At 68.5% G+C, this 7967-nt stretch carries 4 protein-coding genes; 1 reads left to right on the forward strand and 3 read right to left on the reverse strand.

All coding sequences use genetic code 11. From position 1 onward, the window contains the following. Positions 1-117: 117 nt before the first annotated feature. Complete coding sequence (locus tag AW270_RS17635; protein ID WP_174549873.1) at positions 118-3249, reverse strand: glycosyl hydrolase family 95 catalytic domain-containing protein; 3132 nt, start codon at positions 3247-3249, stop codon at positions 118-120. Positions 3250-3734: 485 nt separating this feature from the next. On the opposite strand from AW270_RS17635, the gene AW270_RS37040 reads away from it, so the two are divergent. After that, entirely contained in the window at positions 3735-5849 is a 2115-nt protein-coding gene (locus AW270_RS37040; protein ID WP_082801624.1) for a ThuA domain-containing protein, read from the forward strand. Positions 5850-6009: 160 nt separating this feature from the next. Here AW270_RS37040 and AW270_RS17645 read toward each other — a convergent pair whose 3' ends face one another. Together AW270_RS17645 and AW270_RS17650 are read right to left on the reverse strand one after the other, a co-directional pair. Continuing rightward, positions 6010-7374, reverse strand: coding sequence for a chitinase (locus tag AW270_RS17645; protein ID WP_061295437.1), 1365 nt, complete (start codon positions 7372-7374; stop codon positions 6010-6012). Between the two features lie 183 nt (positions 7375-7557). Beyond that, the coding region (locus AW270_RS17650; RefSeq protein WP_218009251.1) for a hypothetical protein at positions 7558-7967 on the reverse strand (410 nt) is incomplete at its 5' end.

The following is a 7967-nucleotide window of genomic DNA, read 5'->3' on the forward strand; positions in this document are numbered from 1 at the left end:
AGGAACGGATGGGGACGTGACAGCGGGACGAAGGTCACCGAGACCCGCCGATAGAGAACGCACCGGTGACCACCCGCCACAGACGGTCACCGGCGCGCTTACTGCCCCTTTCGCGGACTAGACCGCGATGAGATCGAACTGCTCCCAGGGTCCGATGGACGGGCGGTTGGTGACGAGGTTCTGCGCCCCGCCGCCCTCCGCGCACACGTACTGACTGTTGACCGTGGCCCGCAGGGAGACCGAGCCGTCACCGTTCGTCACCACGGTGAAGGTCTCCCACGCACCGGCCGAGGGCCGGTCGGCCAGCAGCGGCACGTTGCCGCCACCCTGGTTGGTCACGTAGAGGTTGTTGGCCACCGACCGCAGGGCGATGTTGCCGCCGCCCAGGTCGACCCGGACGAACTGCTCGGTCGCCCCGGCGGTCGTCTTGTTCGCGATCAGCGGGGTGGTCGCGCTGGCGGCCGAGACGAACAGGTTGTTGGCCCGCGAGCGCAGCGTGACCGTCCCGGCCGGTGGGTTCGAGCCGCCCGTCGTCACCCGGACGGCGTCGATCATGCCCACCGACGTGGTCTTGTTGACCACCCGGAGCGTGTGGGTCCCGCTGGACAGGCCGGTCTTGCTGTAGACCACCTGCTGCGCCTGCCGGGCGCCGCTCTGGTAGAGGTTCACGTTCTGCTGGAACACGTTGTCGATGTAGACGTCGATGTTGCCCATGTCGGAGAACCGTTCCGAGAGGATCTCGATGCCGGTGCCGGTGAACGTGTAGGTCGCGGCGGCGTTGACGGTGGTGCTGTGGTGGGTGTCGTCGTTGTAGTCGCCGTAGCCCCGGCCCGTGGTCAGGTGCCAGTTGCCGTCGTAGGTCAGCTCGGTGTTGTTGATCAGGCCCGGGGTGCCGGCGCCGTTGATGCCGAGGGTGGAGGCGGTGCCGCTCAGCGACTTGGCCGCCTGGTTGGCGGTGCCGGTGAGCTGCGTGTAGCTGTAGGCGGAGAGCAGTTTCGCGGTGCGCTCCACGACGTAGGTCGTGTTGGCGGCGGTGGCGAAGCTGACCTCGGCGGCCGAGCTGGTGGTGATGATCGCGTTGTCGGAGGTGCGGCGCACGCGGACCTGCTGGGTGCCCCAGGGGTTCACCACGGTGGCCTGCTTGCCGTAGAGGGACTTGAGGCCGACGTACTTGGTCTCGTTGCCCTCGCGCTCCGACGACACGATGAAGCCGTCCTTGGCCAGCAGCGAGAACTTCCCGATGAAGGAGGAGCTGCTCGGCGCGGCCGGGAAGACCCGGATCTTGTCGTTGTACGACTGCATCAGCGACTCGTTCATCGCCGCCATGTGCACGCCGTGGTACTCGAACACGCCGTTGGTGTTGCTGGTGAAGCTGTTCGGGTAGTTCTGGTAGCGCTGCGCCATGGTCTTCATGCCCTGGAAGGTCTGGTCGCCCAGACCGAGGCGGGCGGCCTGCACGGCGTCGTTGGCCCACACGTTGCCGTAGGGGTGCGGGCGCACGTTCCAGGTGTTCAGCGCCGTCTGGTAGTCGGGGAAGCCGATGCCCGTCAGGTTGTACGGCCAGATCATCTCGGCCGCGACGTTCTCGTTGTTGCGGGTCTGCGAGATCGGCGGCTGGTGCGGCTGGTAGGCGTTGTTGACCACCGAGTAGGGCACCAGGTTGTTCAGGATGTTCTGCAGCTCGGTGCGGAGCGTCGCGTCGACGCCGAGCTGCTGCGCCACCTGGATCGTCACGGGGAACAGGCTGCGGATCGCGGTCAGGTCGGTAAGGGCGTTCCGCACGTTCCAGTACGTCTCATGGGCGTTGGAGTTGGCGATGTAGTACTGGCCGGTCGAGGCGTCCCGCGACACGAAGCTCCGGTAGAACTTCGCGGCCTCGCGCATGAACGGGTAGGCCGTGTTCGCCAGGTAGGTCGCGTCGTTGGTGTACCGGTAGCGCAGGTACATGTTGTACGCGGCCTCGGCGGCGGTCGACATCGTGTTCTTGGTGTAGTCGGAGTTGATGGTGCCGCGCGCGTTGCCGTCCCAGCCGTAGGTCTCCGGCAGCCAGATGCCGTCGATGCCGTATCTGGTCTGCGTGTACGACTTCAGCGCGTTGTAATTCCTCGAATGGAGGTTGTTGAACACGTCCATCAGGTCGACGTGGTTCGACGCGTAGAACGAGTAGTACACGTGCCGCATGTTCCAGTACCAATAGGCGTTGGACCACTTCGACTGGTCTCCGGTGGCACGGAAGACCCCGTTGATGAAGTGGAACGGGTAGTTGCCGTAACCGCCCGCCGCGACGATGTAGTTGCTCAGGTAGTAGAAGTTCTCCAGGTAGTCGTTGTCGGCGCTGCCGCCGTACTGGACGAACGACTTGGCCCAGAAGTCGTGCCAGAAGTTCTTGAAGTTGTTCAGCGTCGTGGTGATTCCGGCGCTTTTGACATTCGTGAGCTGGTTGCGCGCCTGCTGCACGGAGTTGGCCGAGGGAGCGTTCTTCCGCGACGCGGCGGTGTACCAGATCGTGTAGTCGCTGTCGGCGGCGATGCTCAGCCGGACCGTGCGCCCGTTGACCGTCGAGGTCGTGTAGTTGGCGCCCTCGACGGTGGCGGCGAAGGTGTAGCCGAAGCCGTTGGCGTCGGTCTGGCCCCGGCTGAAGCCGGCCACCGAGGAGTCGTTGAACGTCGAGACGGTCCGCCAGGTGTTCAGGTCGGGCGTGTCGGCGATGTTCTGGACCGTGTTCGGGTCCCACAGGCCGAGGTCGACCGTGGTGGTGCCGACGCCCGCGCGGGAGTCCTCGACGCGGATGCCCATGACCTCCGAGCCGGGCTGGCCCAGGATCGTCACGGTGCGGTTGTTGTCGTACTTGGTGGTCAGCGTGCCGTCGTACAGGTTCAGCCGCTGCTGGTAGGTCGTGTAGTTGGACTCCAGCCCGGGGCTGGTGTTCAGGGTCAGCGTGCCGGCCGCGTAGGTCGACTGCTGCGACAGGTCGGCGCCGGAGACCTGCATCGTGATGCCGTTCTGGCTCCAGACCATCGCGCCGGTCTTGCCGTTGCCGACCGTCAGCCCGTAGTTGGGGTTGGTGTTCGGCCGGTTGTACACGACGTCGTGCTTGGACAGGTAACCCGCGCGGTTGACGTTCAGGGCGCCGGCCGACTGGTCGAAGGCGTGGTCGGTCGTCGACGCCAGCGCGGGCGCCGTCACCACTCCCGCGGCCGCCAGCCCGCCGACGAGCGCCAGGGCGGGGAGCGCTCTCAGAAATCTCATGTCATCGAACTCCTGGTCACCACAGCAGATTTGGGGGGTGCGTCCCTCTGGCAGGGGGGCCGCCGGGCCCCCTTACCGGCGATCGGCGACCGGTATGGGGACAGCCCGACGGCCCCTCTGCACAGGCACAGGCCCGACTCACTGTTACTAAGCCAGGACTGTCAGGCGCAGTTAACATTGGATGTCTTCAGGCGTCAATAGGCCCATCAAGGCTCACCGAATCCTCAAAACCGATCAGGAGTCCCCGTACAGACCGACTATCAGCCGGTTTTTATGTCGGGTACGCCACGTAACTCCACGGGACCGGTCCTAAATACCTCCGATGTCTCGCGATCGTTATCATCCGTTGACGGTGTCCGGGCGACTGTGCGACTGTTTCGGAAACGCCCGGTGCCGCGAGTGGCTCCGCGGGTCCGGGCGGACGTTCCCATCCACCGAGGCAGCGGTCGGCGCGCGCTCCTGCGAGCACAGTTAGGAGTCACCGCATGCGCCGACTACTCATGGCGCTGCTCGGGGCGGTCCTGTTAGGGAGCGCGCTCTCCGCCGTTCCCACGGCCGCGAGCGCGGCACCGCTCACGAAGGTCCTGGTGTTCAGCAAGACCGCCGGTTTCCGGCACGACTCGATCCCGAACGGGATCACCGCGATCCAGCAGCTCGGCGCGGCGGGCGGCTTCACCGTGACGGCCACCGAGGACGCCGCCCAGTTCACCACCGCGAACCTGGCCCAGTACCAGGCGGTGATCTGGCTCTCCACCACCGGCGACGTGCTCAACGCCGCCCAGCAGACGGCGTTCCAGTCCTACATCGCCGGGGGCGGCGGCTACGTCGGCGTCCACGCGGCGGCCGACACCGAGTACGACTGGTCCTGGTACGGCGGCCTGGTCGGCGCCTACTTCGCCAGCCACCCCGCCAACCAGAACGCCGTGGTCAAGGTCGAGGACCGGTCGAACGTGTCGACCTCCCACCTGCCGCAGACCTGGACCCGCCTGGACGAGTGGTACAACTACCGGACCAACCCCCGGTCGGTGGCCCGCGTCCTGGCCTCGCTCGACGAGACCACGTACAGCGGCGGTTCGATGGGCGGCGACCACCCCATCACCTGGTGCCAGAACTACGGCGGCGGCCGGAGCTGGTACACCGGCATGGGCCACACCCAGGAGACCTTCGCCGACGCGAATTTCCGCCAGATGCTGCTGGGCGGCATCCAGATCGCGGCCGGGTCCCGGGCGGCCGACTGCCGTCCCGAATCGGGCTACACCCCCCTCTTCGACGGCACCCAGGCCAGCCTCGACCAGTGGCGGCAGGCGGGACCGGGCGGCTTCACCCTGGCGAACGGCACCCTGACCTCGTTCGGCGGCATGGGCCTGCTCTGGTATCCGGTCACCCCCTTCTCCAACTACTCGCTCAGGCTCGACTGGATGATGCCGGGCGACGACAACGGCGGCGTCTTCATCGGCTTCCCCGACCCCGCCGGGGACCCGTGGAAGCCGGTCGACACCGGCCACGAGATCCAGATCGACGCCACCGACGCCGACCCGACCCGCACGACGGGCAGCGTCTACAGCTTCCGGGCGCCCGACACCGCGCTCCGGGACGCCGCGCTGAACCCGCCGGGTTCCTGGAACGCCTACGAGGTCAAGGTCACCGGCCAGCGCGTCGAGATCTTCCTCAACGGGGTCAGGATCAACGACTACACCAGCACCCGGGCGATCCAGAACGGCCACATCGGCGTGCAGAACGACGGCGCGGGCCTGGACATCAACTACCGCAACATCCGCGTCAAGGGCGAGACCGGCCAGCCGCCCGCGACCGACCTCGCCCGGGGCAAGACCGTGACGGCCTCCAGCGTCGAGCCCGGCAGCGCCCACGTGGCCGCCAACGCGGTCGACGGCAGCACCACGACCCGCTGGGGCTCGGCCTACGCCGACCCGCAGTGGATCACCGTCGACCTGGGCGCGTCGTACACCCTCAACCGGGTGCGCCTGAACTGGGAGGCCGCCTACGGGCGGCAGTACCGGGTCGAGGTCTCCCCCGACAACGCGACCTGGACGACCGTCTCCACCCAGACCGCGAGCGACGGCGGCGTCGACGACCTGACGGTCACCGGCACCGGCCGCTACGTCCGGATATACGGCACCCAGCGCGCCCTCACCGCCTACGGCTACTCGCTGTGGGACCTGAACGTCTACGGCACCCCCGCCTCCGGCGGCCCGGCGCTGCTCTCCCGGAGCCGCCCGGTGACCGCTTCCAGCGTGGAACCCGGCAGCGCCCACGTGGCCGCCAACGCGGTCGACGGCAACACCGGCACCCGCTGGGGCTCGGCCTACGCCGACCCGCAGTGGATCACCGTCGACCTCGGCCAGTCCCGCTCCATCACCCGCGTGCGCCTCCAGTGGGAGGCGGCCTACGGCCGCCAGTACCGCGTGGAGACCTCGCCCGACAACGCGACCTGGACGACCGTCTCCACCCAGACCGCGAGCGACGGCGGCGTCGACGACCTGACGGTCACCGGCACCGGCCGCTACGTCCGGATCCACGGCACCCAGCGCGCCACCGCCTGGGGCTACTCGCTCTGGGAGTTCGACGTCTACGGCTCCTAGGAACACCTGAGCGGCCCCCCTCGTCTTGCGGGCGAGGGGGGCTTCCCCCTGCCGTGGACGCGGATCGGCCCCCCTCGTTCCGTGGACGAGGGGGGCCGTCCCCGACGTGGGGTCCGGGCCTGGCGACTCGGGTTCCGGACCCCGCGCTGTGGACGCCGGGCTAGAAGCCGGCCGTGATGCGGGTGAAGTCCCAGTTGGCCTGGCTTACACCCGAGCAGGTCTCGTTCAGGCCGGCCGAGCAGGGACGGTCGCGGTTGACCGACCAGAAGGCGAGCCGGCCGAGGCCGCGGGCCTTGGCCCAGTCGCGGATCTGGGTCCAGGTCGCGACCGTGGTGACCTCGCTGTTGTCGGAGTAGCCGTTCATGCCCGAGATGCCCATGCGGGCGTAGGCCTGCGCGTCGGTGTAGCCCCACAGGGACTTGAGCTGGTTCTTCAGCCCTTCGGACGCGCTGACGGTGGCGTTGTAGATGTTGGAGGCGCCGAAGTTGAACGGCATGAGGGTGTAGTTGTCGATCGGCACGTTGAGCGCGCGGGCCTGCTGGAGGAAGCGGGCCTCGGCGCCGGCGGGGCCGCTCTGGCTGGTGCCGATGGTGACGACGACCTTGGTGTTCGGGTTGTTCTGCTTGATGATCTTGATGCCGTTCAGGATGCGGTCCTGGACGGTGTAGTTGCCCATCTCGTCGGTGTTCTCGACGTCGAAGTCGACGACGTTGGGACCGTGGGCGTTGATGACCTGCTGCACCGCGCCGGCGAAGGCCGCCGGAGTGGAGCAGTTCGGGCCGAGCTTGTTGCCGGACCAGCCGCCGAAGGAGATCTGGACCTGGCCGCCCGCGGCCTTGATGGCGTTGATGGTCGACTGGTCGGTGCCGCCGGTCAGCGGGCGGGAGCCGTCCCAGCGCGGCACGCAGCCGCCGCCGGAGAGGATGAACGCCATGGTGAAGGAGCGCACACCGGTCTGGCTCATGATCGAGGTGGCGCTGGGCGGGCTGCCCCAGCCGAGGTAGAGGTAGGGCGTGCCGGGGAACTTGGAGGGGTTGCCCGGGTCGGGGTTGCCGGTGCCGGTCGGGAGCGTCCAGCGCTGGTTGGCGCCGGCGAAGCAGTCCCAGATCTGGAGCGGGGTGCCGTCGGCGGAGGTGTTGCCGGTGGCGTCCAGGCACTTGCCGAGGGCGCGCAGGGTGCCGTCGGACTGGGCGGTCCAGTTCTGGGCGGCGCTGCCGTTGCAGTCGTAGAGCTGGACGCGGGTGCCGTTGGCCGAGCTGGCCGCGGCCACGTCGAGGCACTTGCCGAGGGCCCGGATGGTCTGGCCCTGGCCGGTCGTCCACTGCTGGGCGTTGGTGCCGTTGCAGGTGTAGAGCTGGATCGCGGTGCCGTTGGCGGAGCTGGCGGCGGCGACGTCGACACACTTGCCGCCGAACCCGGTGATCTGGCCGACCGCCGCCTGGGCGGGGGCCGCGACGACACCGGTGAGCACGAGCGCGGCGGCGCTCAGCACGGCTCCGGCGCGCAGCAGTAATCGAAGGCGCATGGGGATCTCTTTCTCACACGGAAGCGAAGCAAGAGGAGAGCCCGGCCGGGATGCTCTTCCCCTTAAATTAACTCGGATGGAACACCCTCCCACTGACCCTTGTCAATAGGAAAGTTTCCGAATTAATTCACCGTGTGAACAACTATCAGCACCGCTGAGCTGCGGGAATACGCTCTCCTGTCATCAGCGCCCGTCGAGCAGGTGCAGAAGTCTGGTCACTTCCACCATCCGGAGACTGTCTGCGGGGTACCACCGGGACCGTTCCGACAGGGCCCGGGCGGCGTGCCCGGCGGCGTCCGCCCGGGCCCCCGACCGGGCGATCACCACCCACGGCCGCCCGGGGTCCGCGCCGCCCCACCACGGCCGGGGCCGCACCGCGAACAGCCCCGCCGCCAGCCGCGCCGCCCGCTCGGCGTCCCCCGGCCGGTCGGCGGCGAGATGGGCGTCGGCCGTCAGCAGCGCGGCCCGGATCTGCCGCCCCGCGTCGAGCGGCCCGCCCAGCGACACGCACGCCTCGGCCACGGTCAGCGCGTGTTCGGCGGCGTCCCCCACGCTCACCGGCCGGCCGGCCCTCGCTCCGGCCGGCGCGGCGG

It is taken from the genome of Herbidospora cretacea (assembly GCF_001570605.1).
GTDB lineage: Bacteria > Actinomycetota > Actinomycetes > Streptosporangiales > Streptosporangiaceae > Herbidospora > Herbidospora cretacea.

Excerpts from the sequence above, each read along its gene's own strand:
- AW270_RS17635 (WP_174549873.1), bottom strand. The coding sequence starts at position 3,249 with ATGAGATTTCTGAGAGCGCTCCCCGCCCTGGCGCTCGTCGGCGGGCTG.
- AW270_RS37040 (WP_082801624.1), top strand. The coding sequence starts at position 3,735 with ATGCGCCGACTACTCATGGCGCTGCTCGGGGCGGTCCTGTTAGGGAGC.
- AW270_RS17645 (WP_061295437.1), bottom strand. The coding sequence starts at position 7,374 with ATGCGCCTTCGATTACTGCTGCGCGCCGGAGCCGTGCTGAGCGCCGCC.